The organism is Winogradskyella marincola (assembly GCF_029624125.1).
In the GTDB taxonomy this organism is placed as follows: Bacteria; Bacteroidota; Bacteroidia; order Flavobacteriales; family Flavobacteriaceae; genus Winogradskyella; species Winogradskyella marincola.
The window spans coordinates 324,595-341,448 of record NZ_JARSBN010000001.1 but is presented as its reverse complement, the minus strand read 5'-3'; the positions used below and the strand labels follow the sequence as shown (position 1 = coordinate 341,448).

General features: G+C 32.5%; 17 protein-coding genes. 11 read left to right on the top strand and 6 right to left on the bottom strand.

The features are described 5' to 3' along the window. Nucleotide 1: 1 nt before the first annotated feature. The 7 genes from P7122_RS01640 (at nt 2) to P7122_RS01610 (ending at nt 8,738) form a co-directional block, all read left to right on the top strand. On the top strand, nt 2-331 hold the full coding sequence (locus tag P7122_RS01640; RefSeq protein ID WP_278004039.1) for a hypothetical protein: 330 nt from the start codon (nt 2-4) through the stop codon (nt 329-331). A gap of 2 nt (nt 332-333) precedes the next feature. Further along, nucleotides 334-1,287, top strand: a complete 954-nt coding sequence (locus P7122_RS01635) for a GSCFA domain-containing protein (RefSeq protein ID WP_278004038.1) — start codon at nt 334-336, stop codon at nt 1,285-1,287. Nucleotides 1,288-1,534: 247 nt separating this feature from the next. Next, nucleotides 1,535-2,071, top strand: a complete 537-nt coding sequence (locus P7122_RS01630) for a DUF6252 domain-containing protein (RefSeq protein WP_278004037.1) — start codon at nt 1,535-1,537, stop codon at nt 2,069-2,071. Nucleotides 2,072-2,081: 10 nt separating this feature from the next. Continuing rightward, the gene (locus P7122_RS01625; protein ID WP_278004036.1) at nt 2,082-3,986 is read left to right on the top strand and encodes an outer membrane protein assembly factor BamB family protein; all 1,905 of its coding nucleotides are present in this window, start codon (nt 2,082-2,084) and stop codon (nt 3,984-3,986) included. 188 nt (nt 3,987-4,174) lie between these two features. After that, complete coding sequence (locus tag P7122_RS01620; RefSeq protein WP_278004035.1) at nt 4,175-6,115, top strand: tetratricopeptide repeat-containing sensor histidine kinase; 1,941 nt, start codon at nt 4,175-4,177, stop codon at nt 6,113-6,115. A gap of 39 nt (nt 6,116-6,154) precedes the next feature. Continuing rightward, nucleotides 6,155-8,026, top strand: coding sequence for a tetratricopeptide repeat-containing sensor histidine kinase (locus P7122_RS01615; protein WP_278004034.1), 1,872 nt, complete (start codon nt 6,155-6,157; stop codon nt 8,024-8,026). 67 nt (nt 8,027-8,093) lie between these two features. Then, on the top strand, nt 8,094-8,738 hold the full coding sequence (locus tag P7122_RS01610) for a response regulator (RefSeq protein ID WP_278004033.1): 645 nt from the start codon (nt 8,094-8,096) through the stop codon (nt 8,736-8,738). Between the two features lie 13 nt (nt 8,739-8,751). Here the strand turns inward: P7122_RS01610 and coaD are convergent, their stop codons facing one another. Beyond that, nucleotides 8,752-9,207, bottom strand: a complete 456-nt coding sequence (coaD, locus tag P7122_RS01605) for a pantetheine-phosphate adenylyltransferase (RefSeq protein WP_278004032.1) — start codon at nt 9,205-9,207, stop codon at nt 8,752-8,754. A 35-nt stretch (nt 9,208-9,242) separates the two neighbouring features. Beyond that, complete coding sequence (locus tag P7122_RS01600) at nt 9,243-10,220, bottom strand: D-alanine--D-alanine ligase (protein WP_278004031.1); 978 nt, start codon at nt 10,218-10,220, stop codon at nt 9,243-9,245. A 152-nt stretch (nt 10,221-10,372) separates the two neighbouring features. Between P7122_RS01600 and P7122_RS01595 the strand changes: the two genes are divergently transcribed. The 4 genes from P7122_RS01595 to P7122_RS01580 all read left to right on the top strand — a co-directional run bounded on the left by P7122_RS01595 (nt 10,373) and on the right by P7122_RS01580 (nt 13,657). Continuing rightward, entirely contained in the window at nt 10,373-10,924 is a 552-nt protein-coding gene (locus P7122_RS01595; protein WP_278004030.1) for a PASTA domain-containing protein, read from the top strand. A gap of 9 nt (nt 10,925-10,933) precedes the next feature. Then, nucleotides 10,934-11,965: an RluA family pseudouridine synthase gene (locus P7122_RS01590; protein WP_278004029.1), complete on the top strand. Its 1,032-nt coding sequence runs from the start codon at nt 10,934-10,936 to the stop codon at nt 11,963-11,965. A gap of 244 nt (nt 11,966-12,209) precedes the next feature. After that, nucleotides 12,210-12,968 carry a peroxide stress protein YaaA gene (yaaA, locus tag P7122_RS01585; protein WP_278004028.1) on the top strand — a complete coding sequence of 253 codons (759 nt, stop codon included), beginning with the start codon at nt 12,210-12,212 and terminating at the stop codon, nt 12,966-12,968. Then, entirely contained in the window at nt 12,968-13,657 is a 690-nt protein-coding gene (locus P7122_RS01580; protein WP_278004027.1) for a uracil-DNA glycosylase family protein, read from the top strand. Before yaaA ends, P7122_RS01580 begins: the two co-directional genes overlap by 1 nt. Here P7122_RS01580 and P7122_RS01575 read toward each other — a convergent pair. The 4 genes from P7122_RS01575 to P7122_RS01560 form a co-directional block, all read right to left on the bottom strand. Then, complete coding sequence (locus P7122_RS01575; protein ID WP_278004026.1) at nt 13,626-13,973, bottom strand: hypothetical protein; 348 nt, start codon at nt 13,971-13,973, stop codon at nt 13,626-13,628. The genes P7122_RS01580 and P7122_RS01575 overlap by 32 nt on opposite strands. 119 nt (nt 13,974-14,092) lie before the next feature. After that, a complete protein-coding gene (locus P7122_RS01570; protein WP_278004025.1) occupies nt 14,093-14,983 on the bottom strand; it encodes a YitT family protein in 891 nt (296 codons plus the stop codon). 99 nt (nt 14,984-15,082) lie between these two features. Next, on the bottom strand, nt 15,083-15,502 hold the full coding sequence (locus P7122_RS01565; protein ID WP_278004024.1) for an EF-hand domain-containing protein: 420 nt from the start codon (nt 15,500-15,502) through the stop codon (nt 15,083-15,085). Nucleotides 15,503-15,704: 202 nt separating this feature from the next. Then, nucleotides 15,705-16,835 (bottom strand): PepSY-associated TM helix domain-containing protein, encoded by a 1,131-nt coding sequence (locus tag P7122_RS01560; RefSeq protein ID WP_278004023.1) that lies wholly within the window; start codon nt 16,833-16,835, stop codon nt 15,705-15,707. Nucleotides 16,836-16,854 lie beyond the last annotated feature (19 nt).

The following is a 16,854-nucleotide window of genomic DNA, read 5'->3' as shown; positions in this document are numbered from 1 at the left end:
AATGAGTTGGTTTCCTTTTGATAATGGAAAAACAATAGACTCAAAGGGTTCCGAAGGAGGAACGATTTTATTTGATGAGGAACACTTAAATGGTGCAAGAGTAAGTCTTGAAGAGAACTGCTATAATGCACCTTATGCTATAACTATTGGTATATATGGTGTGATGTTTCATACAGATTTTCAAGATAATTTGAAAGCTTCGAAGTTAAAGTATGAGTTGTTGAAACATAAAATAGAACTGGTACTAAATCATTTAGCAATTGATGAGGAAAAGAGAAAAGAAGATTGGAATATACTATTCAACAACATGCTAGATGATCTGTTAAATTGATAATGAAGCTACAAACCAATATAAAACCACAAAAACAACCACATCATCAAATAGATTACACGTCTAAATTGATGTTGTTAGGCTCATGTTTTTCTGAGAATATTGGTGGTAAGTTTGCGTATCATAAGTTTCAATCAGAGGTAAATCCATTTGGTATTTTATTTCATCCTGTAGCTATAGAAAACTTAATTACTAGAAGTATTAATGATGATTTCTACAGTGAAGAAGAGCTTGTGCATCAGAATGAAATTTATAGTTGTTTTGATGCACATTCAAAATTAAATGCGCTTTCTAAAGTACAATTACTTGAGCGTTTAAATGCTCAATTAAGCGAAACATTACATCAAATTAAGTCTGCATCACATATAATTATTACACTCGGTACAGCTTGGGTTTATAGGCATATAGCAACTGATAAAATTGTAGCTAATTGCCATAAAATACCTCAAAAACAGTTTCTAAAAGAGTTGCTGTCTGTTGAAGATGTTGTTACTTCTTTAGAATCTATAATTGCTTTAGTACGAAGTGTAAATCCTAAAATTAATTTCATTTTCACGGTATCTCCAGTAAGGCATCTCAAAGATGGTTTTGTAGAAAACAATAGAAGTAAGGCTCATTTATTGTCAGCAATTCATCAGGTTGTAGAACCAAGAAAGCAACTATTTTACTTCCCATCTTATGAAATTATGATGGACGAATTGAGAGATTACAGGTTTTATAATCAGGATATGATACACCCAAATGATTTGGCCATAGACTACATTTGGGAAACCTTTAAAACCGTTTGGTTAACGGAAGATGCTGTAGAAATAGCAAAAAAGATTGCCAGTATTCAAACTAAGAAGACGCATCGTCCGTTTAATTCAAATTCTGAAGCACATCAAAAATTTCTTGGTAATCTTCAATTGGAGATAGCGCAGATTCAGAAAGAACTTCCTCACATTAAATTCGATTAAATATTACCGAATAGGTCGTTTCAATCTTTCTTTTACCATTTCAAAAGACTTTTTGCTTGCACGTTCCCAACGGTAAATGTTATGCTTTTTAGTTTTTGCATTTTTTTTGTTTTCCTCATTCTCTCTGGAGGCTTTTAAGTGGTTGTTTATAAGTGGTTTTTTGTGAAAATACGTAATTCATCGTATAGCTTACAATCCTCTTATTGTTGAGATTTGCCTCATTATTAACCAATAAATTATATCAACAATGAGAATTATTAAAAACACGATGTTACTAGTCTTAATGATGTCTATAGTAACATTAACATCTTGTAGTAGTGACGACGATGGTGGAAGTGGAGGAAATGCTCCATCAGGAACTTTAGTAGCAAAAGTAGATGGTACTAACTATGAATCTTGGGAAATATCTTCTTCTGCAACAATAGCAAACAACGGAAATAACTTAATAATAATAGCTTCTAATAGTGATGGAAATGCATTTTCATTTACAATTTGGGGTTACGAAGGAGTAGGAACTTACGACTTTGATGCTTCTGTAATTAGTAACGTAAATGTTGCTTCGTATACAGAAACAGATGTAGATCTTAATAATCCGCAAAATTCAACCACAGAAATTTGGCAAGCACCATACGATGATTCTATGGTAGGTTCTTTAAGTGTTTCTGAAGAAACAGATGATAAATTAATAGGAACATTTGAGTTTACTTGTAAAAACGTGAACGGAGATCAGTCTGTAAAGACAATCACAAATGGCTCATTTAACTTAAATAAGCAGGTACAATAATTTTTTTGTAATGAAAACGCTATTAATTCATATCAAAAAAGCAATAATGATAGTAGTCCTTTTAGGATCTACATTGTTGCATGCACAGAAGGCAGAAACACCAGATCAGAGTTATGATTTGGGTGCTAAAATTAATGAAATGACACTTACCGTAGGTGGTGTTTTGGTAGTGGCAACAAATGATGGATTGGCAGGTATTAAGCCAGAGCAAAGTGCGCCTGTTTTTACCTTTAATAACTTCGGAAAATTAAAACCAGAAGAGACTGAGTTTATTCCAGGATCGCCATATATAGTAGTGTCTCAAGGAGCAGGTTCTAAATTTGCAGGTATTGCAAAGACTAAGCGCGCTGTTATAGACTATATGCAAGGCAAAGTGATCTTTAATTCAGACGATGACAGCTGGAATCAAATTTATACTTGTGATGTTGTACTACCTCAGAATAAACTTATTGTAAGTGGTATTCAAAAAATAGGAAGCAAAGCAGAAAAAATGACACCAAAAGTTGCTGTTTATGATCTAAATACTTCAAAATTAGATTACAGTTTCTTTTTAGATAAACCAGGTCGTGTTGGTATTGCAAAAGATTTTAGTGTAACAGGAACACCTTTGTTATTAAAGGATTTTTTAATCATTCCAACAGCACAAGGTTTAATTGCAAAATCACATTCTGGTGAAGAGTTATGGACCAATAAAATTAAACGTGTTTCTTGGCTTGTGGCTGATAAAACAGAAAAAGAAATCTATGGTTTTGAAACCACCACAAATGGAAAAAATACCAGAATTCACAAAATAGGCACTAACGGTCAAGAGCTATGGGAAGACGACAGAAAGGTAAAAGGAATTGTTTCTAAATTCGAAATTTTACCTCAAGGTTTAGCCGTAGTTAGTGACGTTACAGGAGGTAGTGGAGCATTTGCAGCAAAGTCGGAATCTAAAATAACCATGTTTAGCGCAGCAACTGGCGAGGATCTGTGGGATAAAGCACCAAAAACCAAAGGCTACGTTCAGCATTTTTACATAATGGACGATGGTATTTTGTTTGGAATTTATTCAGGTGGCATTAATAAAATTTCGTTTGATGGTAAAACGCTCTTTAAAAAACCATTAAAGACAGGCGAAAATATTATGATGATGGCGCATACACCACAAGGTCTTATTTATATTACAGGTGAGGATGCTAATATTGTAAACCTGGAAACAGGTGAGCAAGTGTGGGACAAGCCATTAAAATATAAAAACTCTGCTTCTGTAGCTTCTACACATGATAGCGCTAATGACCGTTATTTAATAGCAGCAGGAAATGTTTTGTATGCTATTGATGCTAATTCTGGTAATGTTTCAGAGCTTTCTAAATTTAAGTTTGAAGAGAAGGAAGCGCCAAATACCATGGAGATGAGAGGCGAAAATGTATTTTTAAGTTCTTCTCAAAATATGATGTCTTTAGACGGAAGTGGTAGTGAGAATTACCATGGTTACTACAAGTCTCCAGGCAAAAGTGGTTTTATGAAAGTTGTAGGTGGAGTTGTAGCAGTAGCTTCATTAGCCGCAACGGCTTCTACAGCCTATACTGCCGGAATGAATAATAATGGAATAAGTATGAATAATCTTAGAAATTATAATGAATACGGTAAGGAGGCTAAACGAGCGTCAGATATGTTTGCTTCTATTGCAGGTGCATCTTTTGACATGATGTCGCAGCGTTTTAAGGCCTCTGCAGCTACGGAAGATTCTCAATTTATCTTAACAAAATTAGACAGTGGAGTAGGTTTGGTTAAGGTGAATAAAGATTCTGGTAAAGTAGAGAAAGAAATTCTGCTAAAAGACAAAAAGCCAGAGTATAAAGTAGATGAGTATGGAGGTTATCTTTATTATAAAGCAAACGATAAGACAATATATACTTACAATCTTAACTAGTAAGTAGTTATATAAAGCATAATTTAAATACGGTTAATCTTTATAAGAGTACATTTTATCGATAAAACTACTTTCAGAAAAGAATAAGTAATAAATTACATATGCTATTAATCAATTTTTCAAAAAAAGCATCAGTTATACAAACTACAGCAAGTAGCATATATCTGATGCTTTTTTCTTTGGATACTATGAAGAAAAACCTACTTCTCTTTTTGAGTATTTTTATAAGTATATCTGCTTATTCTCAAAATCTAGATAGCTTACTTACAGTTGCTCGCAGCACCAAAAATGATTCTGTAAAAATCAGAATGTACAATAAAATAGCCTTCGGTTATATTTTTAATGATACAGATAAGGCGCTCATGGTGCTTAATGAAGGAAAAGAATCTGCCAAGGATGCAGGTTTTAATTTTGGGCTAACAGAATTAGTTAACACGCATGGAATATACATGGATGTTACAGGGAAGTCAGACTCAGCAGCATACTATTTTGAAGAAGCACTAAAGATGAGTCGAGATTTTGGTTTTAAGAATATTGAATCTATGTGTATCAATAATCTTGGAATGTTTAACTGGAATCGCGGAAATTTTAATGAAGCATTAGACTACTTTTTTCAATCATTAAAAATGGATGAAGCCAGAGAAAGTGAAAAGTCTACATCTTCAGCACTAAATAATATTGGTCTCATTTATCAAGAGATGAACCTTAACGAGAAAGCGTTAGAGTATCATAAGAAAGCATTAAAAGTTAGAGAAAAATACAATCTTGAAAGTGAGCAAATAACATCTCACAATAACATTGGCATAAATTTAAAGGATTTAGGTAGAGTAGATGAAGCCATCTCAACTTTTAAAAAAGGCCTAGTGTTGGCAAAAAAGCTAGACAATAGAGTAGAGTATTATAAAATCTTAAATAATTTGGCTAATGCCTACTATAAAAAAGGAAATAAAGACCTGGCGTTAGAGACGTATTTAGAGGCTTTAAAAAAGAGAGAAAATTATAATGGAGATGAACGTGGAATGCTATCAACTTACAATAATATAGCCACACTTTATAATGAAAAAAACTTACCCAAAGTAGCTAAATACTATGTAGAAGAAGGCTTTAATTTGGTAAAAAAGTATCCCGAAATAGAGTTGGTTTCTGCAGATTTACATTTAACAGTTGCAGAGAGCAACTACATGCTAGGAAATTACGACCAGGCCAGAAAACAAAAGCAAATCTATATAAAACTAAAAGATTCTATTTTTTCAGAGAAGAATGCCCAAAAAATAGCAGATTTAGAAGTAAAGTACGAAACTGAGAAAAAGGAAAAGGAAATCCTTATACAACGTGCAGAACTTGCTGAGCAAGATTTAGTTATTCAGAAACGAAACTATCAGTTATATGGACTGGCATTTTTAACCCTAATTTTAGGTTTAATCGGTTTTCTTTTTTACAACCAACAGAAGCTAAAAAATCATCAGCTGCAAAAAGAAAATGAGCTTAAAGACGCTTTAATTAAAATTGAAACTCAGAATAAGCTGCAAGAACAACGCTTAAGAATTAGCCGAGATTTGCATGATAATATAGGTGCACAACTCACTTTTATTATTTCTTCTATAGATAACTTAAAGTATGGCTTTGATATCAAAGACCAAAAGTTAACTCACAAACTAGAAACTATAAGCGACTTTACATCTGGCACTATCTATGAATTAAGAGATACCATCTGGGCAATGAATAAAAGTGAAATTACTTTTGAAGACCTACAGACCAGAATTTCTAATTACATTGACAAAGCACACTTATACGATGCTAATATTCAGTTTTCATTTAATGTGGATAGTAGTGTAGATACAAGCAAAACCTTTACATCTGTTGAGGGTATGAATATTCATCGTGTTATACAAGAAGCAATTCATAACAGTTTAAAATATGCTGAAGCTTCTCAGATTAAAGTTGAAGTGATTAAAGAAGTTTCTAACTTGGTGTTTAAAATCTCTGATAACGGAAAAGGCTTTAACTCAACATCTGTAAAAAGAGGTAACGGACTTACCAATATGGAAAAACGCATTGAGAATATTGGAGGGGAAATTCAAATTAACACAAAAGAAAATCAAGGAACCCAAATAATCGTTATCGTATAAAAAACTAAAACGAGTATCCTGTTAACCAACTAAGATTTTATGAGAGTACTTATTTGTTTTCTTCTGTGCAGTGTATTGTGCTTTGGTCAGAACGAAGAAAACCCAAAAACGCTTAATGATTCAGCAATAAGCATTTATAAAAACAATCCCAAAAAGGCAATTTCAATTTTAGAAAAATCTAAGTCTATAGCTAAGGCACAAAATCAAAAATTTGAGGAAGCTAGAGCAATTAATGGTTTAGGATTAGTGTATAGAGATTTGGGCGATTTTAATATGGCTATTGAGCTATCTAACCAAGCGACTAAGATATCTGCTGATTCACTTTTGGTAGCAAGCGCTTTTAATAATATTGGCGTGTGCAAAAGACAACTTGGAGAATATAAAGAAGCACTTACCTATTACTTAAAGGCTTTGGATCTTTACGATGCTCTAGACGAAAAATTAAAGGAAGCCACTGTTACCAATAACATAGGTATGGTGTACAGTTATTTGGGAGTAAATGATAAGGCAATTGAGTATCACCTTAAAGCCAAAGATGTTTTTGAAGCGTTAGATAACAAAAAAGGAATTTCTGAGGTGTATAACAATATTGCAATTATATATGCTAATGATGGAAATTTACAAAAGGCTCTCAGCTATTTTAAATATTCATTGAATATAGAGCAAGTATTAGATGACAAAAAGGGTATTGCTGAGTCTGTAAATAATGTTGGTGCTGTTTTTTATTACTTGCAAGAAATAGATTCTGCTATGGTGTACTTTACAAAATCAGCATTTATAGAGAAGCAGATAGGTAACTATGCAGGTGTAGGAGCAAGTTATAACAATATGGCTCAGGTTTTAATGGAATATAACAGAGCTAAAGAAGCCAAAAAGTATATTGATAGTGCTTATTATTATGCAACAACGTATGATGTAGCTGTAGATGTAGAAACAGCATTACAAAATTATTCTCAATATTATGAAGTTACCAACGATAAGGATAAAGCTTTATCGTATTATAAAGAGTTTTCAAAAGTAAGAGATAGTGTTCTTAATCTAGAAACTACAAGTAAGATTGCAGAGCTTGAAATAGAGTTTCAAACCGAAAAAAAGGAAAAAGAAATCCTATCTCAGCGTGCAGACCTTGCAGAAAAAGAATTAGACCTTAGTAAAAAGAATATTTACATCTTAGGTTTGGGTGCACTAGCTGTTGTTTTAGGACTTCTAGGGTATTTGTTTTACAACCAGCAAAAGCTAAAAAACCGTCAACTTAAAAAAGAAAATCAACTCAAAGATGCTTTAATAAAGATTGAAACTCAAAGCAAGCTTCAAGAACAACGTCTTAGAATTAGTAGAGATCTGCACGATAATATAGGAGCGCAGCTCACCTTTATTATTTCGTCATTAGACAATCTAAAATATGGTTTTAAAATACCTGAAAAATTAGGGAATAAAATAAAAGGAATCAGCGAATTTACATCCACAACAATCCATGAGCTAAGAGATACAATTTGGGCAATGAATAAGGATAAAATTACATTTGAAGACTTACAAATACGCATTTCAAACTTTATAGATCAGGCAAATCTTGCAGCACAAAACATAAAGTTTAATTTCAATGTAGATAAGTCTGTAGATAGTGATATGGCTTTTACTTCTGTAAAGGGGATGAATGTTTACAGAATAATACAAGAAGCTATAAATAATGCTGTAAAATATGCAGAAGCGTCAGCAATAGATGTTGATATTTCTATGCAAGAAGACGCAATGATAATTAGAATAAAAGATGACGGAAAAGGGTTTAATGAAGCTACTATAAATCATGGTAACGGACTTAATAATATGAGGAAACGATCAGAGGATATAAAAGGGCAACTAACAATTCAGTCAGAGATAGGCCAAGGTACTACAGTTGAGGTAAAGATATAAATACGATAAAATACGTATAGTATAAAATAATTATATTGAGGATATTTATAATCTAATTAACAAGCGAATGATAACAAGAATAGCCATAGTAGATGATAATACTTTTCTTATAAAAACGGTAGAAGAGAAGCTTTCTTTTTTTGAAGATTTAGAAGTAAGATTTACAGCAATGAATGGCAAAGATGTTCTTGAAAAATTAGAAGCTAATAATGGTATAGATTTAATTTTAATGGATATAGAAATGCCAGTAATGAATGGTATTGAAGCCACGGAATTGGTAAAGCAAAAGTATCCTCAGATTAAGATTATAATGCTTACTGTTTTTGATAATGATGAAAATATTTTTAATGCTATAAAAGCAGGAGCAGATGGTTATTTGCTTAAGGAAATAAATGCAGGAGACTTACATTCTGGTATTTTAGAAACCCTTAATGGAGGTGCAGCTATGAACCCTTCAATAGCATTGAAAACATTAAAATTGCTTAGAAACCCTTTTGTAGAAGCAAAAGAAAAAGAAGAAATAAAGTTAACCAGCAGAGAGGTCGATGTCTTAGAGCAATTAAGCAAAGGCTTAAGTTATAATGCGGTTGCAGAAAATTTAATTCTTTCTACCGGAACAATTAGAAAGCATATAGAAAATATATACCGAAAACTTCAGGTGCACAACAAGTTAGAAGCTGTGCAAAAAGCAAAAAGAAACAACTTAATTTGAAGCTAAATAAGCATTACTTTATTCTTACACTATCCGGAACTAAAACCGTATAATCTCCGTTGTTTCTCAATACATCTCTTACTATCGATGATGAAATATAAGATGTTCTGGCTGCGGTGAGTAGAAAAACAGTTTCAATTTTAGAAAGTTTTCTGTTAGTGTGTGCTATAGCTTTTTCAAACTCAAAGTCAGCAGGATTACGTAATCCTCTTAAAATAAATTCAGCATCAATTTCTTTACAAAAATCTATTGTTAAACCTTCGTAAGTCACCACCTTTACTTTAGGTTCGTCCTTAAAAGCTTCTTCTATAAAATGCTTGCGTTCTTCTAAAGAGAACATGTATTTTTTTTCAGAATTTACACCAATGGCAACAACAACTTCGTCAAAAAGTTTTACTCCACGTTTTATTATATCGTAATGTCCATTTGTAATAGGATCAAAGGATCCAGGGAAAAGTGCGCGTCTCATTTGTGTAAACTTCTTTAAGATTTCAAAGATAACTATTAATTATTCATTGCTTCTTCAATGGCATTACTAAATAAGTCAATCATACTTATACCAGCAGCTGCCGCTTGCTGAGGTAAAATACTTTCTTTAGTTAATCCAGGTACTGTATTTACTTCAAGAAGATAAGGTTCATCATTTTTAAAAATAAATTCACTACGAGAAAAACCTGTCATGCCTAAAACCTCATATATCTTTTTAGCTACAGTTTCAACTTTAGTTTTATAATCTTCAGATATTCTTGCTGGAGTAATCTCTTGAGATTTGCCTTCGTATTTTGCTTGGTAATCAAAGAAATCATTTTCCGAAACTATTTCAGTAATTGGTAAAACAGTAGTCTCACCTTTATAAGAAATAACACCAACCGAAACTTCAGTACCGTCTAAGAACTGCTCTATAATTATTTCGTTGTCTTCTTTAAAAGAGTTTTCAATAGCTGTTTTTAATTCTTCTTTTTTATACACTTTAGAAACTCCAAAGCTACTGCCTGCTTTGTTTGCTTTTACAAAACAAGGCAGACCTACTTTTTTTACGATAGCATCTTCATTTATTGTGTCGCCAAGGTTAATGTAATAACTCTCTGCCGTTTTAATACCATAAGGTTTTAAAGTTGCTAGCAAGTCTCGTTTATTAAACGTTAGTGCAGCTTGATACATGCTACAGCTTGTCTGCGGAATATTGAGAAGCTTAAAATAGGCTTGCATATAACCATCTTCGCCTGGAGATCCATGAATAGCATTAAATACACAGTCAAATGTTATTTTTTCAGAGTTTATAGTAATTGAAAAATCATTTTTATCTACAGGAAATTCTTCATTATTTTCATTTACATAAACCCATTTCTCCTTAAAAATATGGATAGCAAAAGGTGTATATAGATTGCGATCTAATGTTTCAAAAACAACAGAGCCACTTTTTAGCGAAATCTTATATTCGCTAGAGTAGCCTCCCATAATTATAGCAATATTTTTCTTCATTTTTACAGCCTAAAAACTAGGTAATATATGTTGAACAAGTGGTAATGTAAAAGTATCATTTATTTTCAATAATCTAAATGAAACAAAGCATACGTATATTAATTTTTTAACGTTAGATTATTTATTTAGATTTGTCAACAAGTTCGCAACCTATGAGTATTGTAAAGTTTTTAACCAGCAAAGTGTTTTTTAAGCAATTAGCATTGGCTATAGTTGCCATTGTTGTTCTTAGTTTTTTAATCTTAAAATGGTTAAATGTTACTACAAATCATGGAGAGTTTGTAACTGTGCCAGACTTAAAGGGTAAATCATTAGAAACTGTTGAAATAGAGCTTAATGATAATGATTTAAGAATGGAAATTCAAGATTCAGCGAATTATAACCCTAATTATCCAAAATATTCAGTTATTGAGCAAAATCCAGTAGCAGGTGCTCAGGTAAAAGAAAATAGAAAAATTTATCTCATTCTCAATCCTTCTGGTTATCGCAAAGTTGAGGTGCCAAATATCTTAAAACGCACCTTTAGACAAGCAAAACCTCAGTTAGAAGCATTAGAATTTAAAATAGGTGAGATTACCTACATTGATAACATCGGAAAAGATGTAGTATTAGGTCTAAAACATAAAGGCAAAACCCTAAAACCAGGAACAATGTTACCTCTAACATCTACCATAGATTTAGTTTTAGGAAACGGAAACCGTTAATAACATTACATGGCAGATATTGTAGACATGTCTGAAGCAGAAGACGAGCTTTATGAGCATTATGCTTTTAAGGTAGAGAAAGGACAGCAACCACTTCGTATAGATAAATACCTAATGAATTTTGTTGAAAATGCCACACGAAACAAAATTCAACAAGCGGCAAAAGACGGCAGTATTTTTGTAAACGGAACACCTGTAAAATCTAATTACAAGGTAAAACCAAACGATCATATTACTGTAAAATTTGAGCACCCACCACATGAGTATTTGTTGGTTGCAGAAGATATTCCAATAGATATTGTTTACGAAGACGATGATTTACTGGTAGTGAATAAACCAGCTGGTATGGTGGTGCATCCTGGTCATGGTAACTATTCTGGCACGTTAATCAATGGATTAATTTATCATTTTGAAAATTTGCCAAACAACTCTAGTAACCGTCCTGGTTTGGTACATCGTATAGATAAAGATACGAGCGGACTCTTAGTTGTTGCAAAAACCGAACAAGCTATGGCGCATTTATCTAACCAGTTTGCTGAAAAAACCAGTGAACGCGAGTATGTGGCTATAGTTTGGGGAAATATTGAAGAAGAAGGAGGGACGGTTGAAGGTAATATAGGTCGCCATCCTAAAAACAGATTACAGAATACTGTTTATGAAGGTGATGAAGCCTATAAAGGAAAACCAGCAGTAACGCATTACAAAGTTTTAGAACGATTGGGTTATGTCACTTTAGTGAGTTGTAAGCTCGAAACAGGTCGCACACACCAAATCCGTGTACACATGAAGCATATAGGACACACGCTTTTTAATGATGAGCGTTATGGTGGCGAAAAAATCTTAAAAGGCACAACCTTTACCAAGTATAAGCAATTTGTAGAAAACGCATTTAAAGTATTGCCAAGACAAGCATTACACGCTAAGACATTAGGATTTGAGCATCCTACAACAGGAGAGTGGTTGAGTTTTTCAACCGAAATTCCAGAAGATATGCAAGAGTGTATAGAGAAATGGCGAGGCTACGCTAAGCATCAGTTATAAATTCCTGCGAAGGCAGGAATCTTTTTTTTATATTTAATGCAAGTCACATGTTGTCATACTGAATTTGCTTTGTTGAATTTGTTTCAGTATTTCAATATCTACTAAATATCAAATAGAAGCTACTTATAACACCATTAAAAGAAGTTTTTATTGATGTTTGAATCTCTATGTGTTACATCGTATTTTTACAATTGAAAAAAAGTATAATCTTAAAATTAGATTCCTGCATTCGCAGGAAGTGCCTATGAAACTCATACTATCACCAGCAAAATCTTTAGATTACGAAAGCAAATTGCCAACTACAAAAACTTCTGAAGGTTGTTTTTTGGCTGAGGCAGAACGCCTGAATAAATTACTAAAAAAGAAATCTGCAAAGAGTTTGTCTAAGCTTATGCATATTTCAGACAATTTAGGTCAGCTTAATTATGAGCGTAATCAAGAATGGGAATTACCATTTACAAAAGATAATGCAAGACAAGCCATTTATGCCTTTAATGGTGATGTGTACAGAGGTTTAGATGCTTATACTATTGATACAAAAAAGTTAGATAAGGTGCAGGATACGGTTCGTATAATTTCTGGTTTGTACGGTGTTTTAAAACCTTTAGATTTAATACAACCATATCGATTAGAAATGGGAACAAAAATGCCTGTTGGTAAGAATAAAAACCTTTATGAATTCTGGCAAAAGAAAGTTACCAAAGTACTTAATGACGAATTGGGCAAAGACGAGCTTTTTTTAAATCTTGCCAGTAACGAGTACTCAAAAGCTGTAGATAAAAAAGCATTAAAAGTACCTGTGATAGATGTTAACTTTAAAGAGTTTAAAGATGGCAAGTATAAAACCATTGCCATTTTTGCAAAATTAGCTCGTGGTTTAATGACAAGGTACATTATAGATACAGATGCAAAAACACTAGACGATGTCAAAGGTTTTAATATTGAAAACTACGGTTTTAGCGAAGAATTATCTTCAGAAAAAGAGTTGGTGTTTACGAGATAATGTTTGTTCACGAGCATCCATATTCTCCATTTATAAAGCATGATACTGAAAAATTAATTGTTGGCACTTTACCACCTCCAAGATTTTCTACAGGTGAGCTTTTAGAGCAAGATGTTGATTTTTGCTATGGAAGTTATTTTAATTCGTTGTGGTTATTCATAGAGAAGATTCATAACCTTAATTTTAGATACGACAATTCTGAAGAAGCCATAGCACAACGCAAACAGTTTTTGATTAAAAACAAAATAGGTGTTTGTGATATTGTAGCTTCATGCGAACGCGAAAAAATTGATGCCTCAGACCTTGGAATGAGCAATGTAAAATTGAGAGATATTGTTGGTTATCTAAAACAATATCCAAATATTAAAACCATTTTATTCACAGGAGGAAATAGTAAAAATGGACCAGAATATTTCTTTCGAAAACATCTAAAAGATTACAATCTTAAATTGGAATTGGTAACTAATGAAGTGCCGAGAGTTCATCAATTTACGCTATGTCATCCAGAACTCGTTTCAGGATCTCATATAGAGCATGAGAGAACTATAAAAACCGTCTCACTTACTTCTGCTTCAGGCGCAGCAAACATATCTATTAGTAGGTTGCCTCTTTATAGACAGCTAAAAGCAAAAAATCCAGAGTTTAATACCTTTGATTTTAGGGTGATGCAGTATTCTGAGTTTTTTTAATTAGTTTATTAAAAATACGTCGTAAAAGGTTTGGAACTTCTTTTGGAAATATTTTTTCATCACGTTCTATATAGCCATAGACTTTGTTGGTTACCTTTGTTCGTAGCTCTAGGACTTCCTTTTTCATCTTTTCCGTAAGCTTAATATTATACAATTTAGACTTTATCATGAAAAGATTATTAGATATAGTGGTGATTGTTTCAAAGTCTTCTCCAATATTATCTGGAATGTTTTTTGGTTTTGCCACACGCTCATCTTCCCATGAAGCTTGACCATTATATTTACAGTATAGTTTGTAAGTGTTTAGATCTATCATATTCTTCTTGTTGAAATATATCACAGATGGTGATTTAACTAAGTTATATCTAAATTCTGAGAATATTAACTAAATAGGGTTTCCTTAATTCAATTATATAGTGATGTAGGTAGAGATTTTTAGAGTCTAGGTATTATTTTATTCTTTTTCTTATCCAGATAATGACGTAGAACACCACCTTTTACAGTGTTAACATCAAATTCTACAATAAAAGCTTTTGGGTCTATTTTATCTACAACGCGATACATTTTTTTAATATCAATACGATTAACTATAGTATGTATAATATCAAAATCTTCAGTTTTGCCAGAACTGCCAACACCTCTTGTACCTTTATAAAGTGTCATGCCAGTGCCTAATTCTTCCATTATGGCAATTTCAATAGCTTCATATTTTTTTGAAACAATTGTAACACCAATAAAATCTTCAAAACCTTCAATAACTAGATCTGTTACTTTTGCGGTTACAATGTAGGTTAATATGGAGTAGAGCGCAACTTCTGCAGAAAGCACTAAAGCCGTAACACTAAACAAAATTATATTGAATACTAAGATGATTTGGCCAATACTAATGCCGTATTTATCATTTAGATAAATGCCTAAAATTTCAGAACCATCTAAGACAGAGCCATTTCTGATGGCAATTCCTATGCCTGCACCAAGAAATAAACCTCCAAAAATGGATATGAGTAGCTTATCCTCTGTGATTGTACTAAAATTTTCAAAATGAATAAACAGTGCTAAGCCTAGAATACTAATAATTGATTTAATTACAATTCTTCTTGATACGGTGTAGAACCCTAAAATTAAAAATGGAATACTAAAAAGTATAAGTAGAGCAGAAACATTAATGTCTAAAACAGAACTTACTAAAAGCGCTATACCTGTAACACCTCCATCTAAAAAGCCATTAGGCAATAAAAAGGCTTTTAGACCAATGCTAGCTAATATAATACCAAGTATAATTTGGACATATTCTGAGATAATTTTTATCGACTTTATGTGTTTCAAAAGTTTCCTTTTTTGAAACTAAAAGGTACAAAATCAAAATAATTAATTGGTTACGAAAATAAAAAATCCTCTAATGTTAGAGGATTTTTAAAGATTCACTTAGTGTTTACCATGCTTACGCTTTGGTCTTTCTTTTTTGTGGTCTTCCACAAAGGCTTTGTACTCGTCTAAATCTACAGTGCCGTTACCATCTTTGTCCATCTTAGAAAAACGTTCTTCAATACGTTTTTGTTTCATAACCTCTTTTTTGGCAACAAACTCTTCTAACGATAATGAACCATTAGCATTGGTGTCCAAAGTTTTAAAGTGATCGTTAATAGTTTCTTCTTTAACTTCTTTTCGCTGACGTTTGTCTTTAAATTCCTCTAATGACACAGCACCATCATCATTAGTATCTAATTTTTGAAATAAATCCTCAGGGCTTGGTCTGTGTTTGCGTTGTCTTTCTTGTGCATCTACAAATGATATAGAGCAAATAGCGATAGCTAATACGCTTAATTTTAATGTTTTTGAAATCATAATTGTGTGTTTAGGTACTGAAATACGTTCAGCACATGTTAATTACACTACTATGACTTCAAAGTTTTAAAAGCGTTTAATTGTAAAGATTGTTTTGTGATATTTTTAACGTTGACGCTAATAAGAATCTTAGGTTTTGCTTTTTTATTTAGAGCTGCCGATTAATTCAATTTAAGAATTAGATTAGATACTGGTTGCTTCTCTATGATGCTCTACGTGTATTCTTTTTATACTTTCTGCCATACCATAATAAAACACCAGTTACAGGAAGTGTTGCTGTTAATAAACTTATTAAAAAAGCAAGTATTTTACCAGCTATACCTCCAATAGCACCAATGTGTATATCGTAATTCATACGCAGAATTTTATCTGCTAATTTGGCGTCTTTATATTTACCATAAATGGCCGGAGTTTCAATTTCTTCAAGTGTGTTCTGATCAAAAAATCTATAATCAGAGTCGTAGTACAAACCTTTACTGTTAGATACTTCTACATAGATGCTTTCTTCTTTTGTACTAGGATAATGAAGTTCGTAAGACTCTGCATCAGGTGATTCTTTTTGTAATTTTACAATAAGCTGATCCATGGGTATAGTACTGCTGTTTTCTAGGTTTTCACTATTGTTTTCAGGAATGATAAAAGCAGGAACTTTATCTCCGCCTATAGATACATATACTACATATTTTAACCAGTTATAGGATATTACAGATCCTGTAAAAGCCAGTATTAAAGCAAAAGAGCAGATGTAGAAACCAATGATTGTGTGCAAATCATAATTTTTGCGTTTCCATCGTGTGGTTTTTTTCCAGTTGAACTTTAGTCGCTGTTTTAGATTTTTTCGCTTTTTAGGTAACCACAGAATAAATCCGGAAATAATGATGAGTATAAAAATTAAAATAGAAGCACCGACAACTTGTTCGCCTATATCTTTAGGAAGCCATAAACGCATATGACCTTTGAGTATAAAAGCAAAAAAGCCAGATAAATGATCATCTACCTGAATAATTTTACCTGTGTAAGGGTTAAGAAAAACACTTTGGTAAAATTCTGGTTCTGCATCGTAGAAAATAACTTCTATAGCATCATCTCCTTTTTTGAAAAGTGTACCATGCACAGAGTTATTAGGAAATACCTCTAGTGCTATTTCTTTAGCTTTTGTTGGAGTTAAAATAGGCTTATCTTGTGGTGTTACTTTTTTGTAATCATCGTATAGGCTCTCTATCTCTTCTCTAAAAGCCCAACAACAGCCAGTAATAGCAACTATAAAAACAACAAGACCTGTAATAAGGCCTAGAATTTTGTGTAACTGAAAAATAAATGGTTTAACTCTCATTACTAAAAAAAATAAAGAG

Coding starts and splice junctions, on each gene's coding strand:
- P7122_RS01565 (WP_278004024.1), bottom strand. CDS start 15,502: ATGATTTCAAAAACATTAAAATTAAGCGTATTAGCTATCGCTATTTGC.
- P7122_RS01625 (WP_278004036.1), top strand. CDS start 2,082: ATGAAAACGCTATTAATTCATATCAAAAAAGCAATAATGATAGTAGTC.
- P7122_RS01640 (WP_278004039.1), top strand. CDS start 2: ATGAGTTGGTTTCCTTTTGATAATGGAAAAACAATAGACTCAAAGGGT.
- P7122_RS01615 (WP_278004034.1), top strand. CDS start 6,155: ATGAGAGTACTTATTTGTTTTCTTCTGTGCAGTGTATTGTGCTTTGGT.
- coaD (WP_278004032.1), bottom strand. CDS start 9,207: ATGAGACGCGCACTTTTCCCTGGATCCTTTGATCCTATTACAAATGGA.
- P7122_RS01590 (WP_278004029.1), top strand. CDS start 10,934: ATGGCAGATATTGTAGACATGTCTGAAGCAGAAGACGAGCTTTATGAG.
- P7122_RS01580 (WP_278004027.1), top strand. CDS start 12,968: ATGTTTGTTCACGAGCATCCATATTCTCCATTTATAAAGCATGATACT.
- P7122_RS01600 (WP_278004031.1), bottom strand. CDS start 10,220: ATGAAGAAAAATATTGCTATAATTATGGGAGGCTACTCTAGCGAATAT.
- P7122_RS01560 (WP_278004023.1), bottom strand. CDS start 16,835: ATGAGAGTTAAACCATTTATTTTTCAGTTACACAAAATTCTAGGCCTT.
- P7122_RS01620 (WP_278004035.1), top strand. CDS start 4,175: ATGAAGAAAAACCTACTTCTCTTTTTGAGTATTTTTATAAGTATATCT.
- P7122_RS01635 (WP_278004038.1), top strand. CDS start 334: ATGAAGCTACAAACCAATATAAAACCACAAAAACAACCACATCATCAA.
- yaaA (WP_278004028.1), top strand. CDS start 12,210: ATGAAACTCATACTATCACCAGCAAAATCTTTAGATTACGAAAGCAAA.
- P7122_RS01630 (WP_278004037.1), top strand. CDS start 1,535: ATGAGAATTATTAAAAACACGATGTTACTAGTCTTAATGATGTCTATA.
- P7122_RS01610 (WP_278004033.1), top strand. CDS start 8,094: ATGATAACAAGAATAGCCATAGTAGATGATAATACTTTTCTTATAAAA.
- P7122_RS01575 (WP_278004026.1), bottom strand. CDS start 13,973: ATGATAGATCTAAACACTTACAAACTATACTGTAAATATAATGGTCAA.
- P7122_RS01595 (WP_278004030.1), top strand. CDS start 10,373: ATGAGTATTGTAAAGTTTTTAACCAGCAAAGTGTTTTTTAAGCAATTA.